The following is a 1045-nucleotide window of genomic DNA, read 5'->3' as shown; positions in this document are numbered from 1 at the left end:
CATGCGGCCGCCTTGCGAACGGTTGCCGTTGTTGGCGGTAAAGCCGCTTTCCAGCGTGAAGACCGCCGACAGGCCGTCGCCCAGGTCTTCGACGCCGCGCAGGCCCCAGCGCGAGCCATTGTTCTGGATGCCGTCGGACATGCCGATGCGGGAACGATAGTCGCCGCCGTACAGGCCCCGGTTGGAGTCGGTGGTGCCGACTTTGCCGCGTTGGTAGGTCAGGCCCAAGTCGACGACGCCGTACAGCGTGACCGAGGTTTCGGCGTGTGCGGCGCCTGCCATGCCGGCCAGAATGGCGCCAGCGAGCAAAGTTCTTGTTAGTTTCATATCACATCCCGTTCTATGGCTTGAGTCACCTGCCTCCAATGCGGTGAAGACAGACCAGCCCTAACCTTAGGCAAGCCGGCGGGATTCAATGAAACCGGATATTACGTAATCGTTCAGGATGTGCTAAATAGGGCCGAATTAGGGTTAATCCTCCCTGACTGTCCCCTTAAATGTGTAGATTTAGTTACTTCCTACACATTGAAATACCTACGGTTTATTGCATATGAACAACAGTTCAGGAATATCGGGCGCCGATACGTGGGTTTTGACCGGATAAGTCCTAGATACATAAAGGGAAGGTCTGAAGAACTCGATTTCAAACATCCAAAAATCGACCTCATGACCAAAGTATTCAAAAATGGTTAAAAACTGCTCAAATCATCGCCACTTTCGGGTTGTTTGCACCCCGATCAGGCCCGTTTTCGGGCCTGTTGGCGCTTTTTGGGCGCACTTACCCTGCCACCGCCGTCAACGGGCGGCGTGCCATCCAGATATTGGACAGCGTAAACAACATTTTCAAATGCGCAGTGTTCTTGGCCAGTCCACGGAATCTGACTTTACGAAACCCGAATTGGCATTTGATGACACGAAACGGATGCTCAACCTTGGCTCGAAGACTGGATTTGGCCCGCTCAATGTTTTGCGTCAAACGATCAATTGCGCTGTTACCCAAGGCGCGCCGTTTGCCGGGGCGCATGGCAATGTGCCAGGTTACGTC

At 54.0% G+C, this 1045-nt stretch carries 2 protein-coding genes; both read right to left on the bottom strand.

Translation table 11 applies throughout. The features are described 5' to 3' along the window. On the bottom strand, positions 1–327 hold a 327-nt coding region (locus C1I89_RS31020), incomplete at its 3' end, for a porin (protein WP_102776100.1). 451 nt (positions 328–778) lie between these two features. After that, a partial coding sequence (locus tag C1I89_RS31015) for a transposase (RefSeq protein WP_258231558.1) occupies positions 779–1045 on the bottom strand: 267 nt, incomplete at its 5' end.

This window comes from Achromobacter pulmonis (assembly GCF_002885955.2).
GTDB lineage: Bacteria > Pseudomonadota > Gammaproteobacteria > Burkholderiales > Burkholderiaceae_B > Achromobacter > Achromobacter pulmonis_A.
Note: the sequence above shows the minus strand (reverse complement) of the source record. Positions and strands in the feature narration are given on the sequence as shown.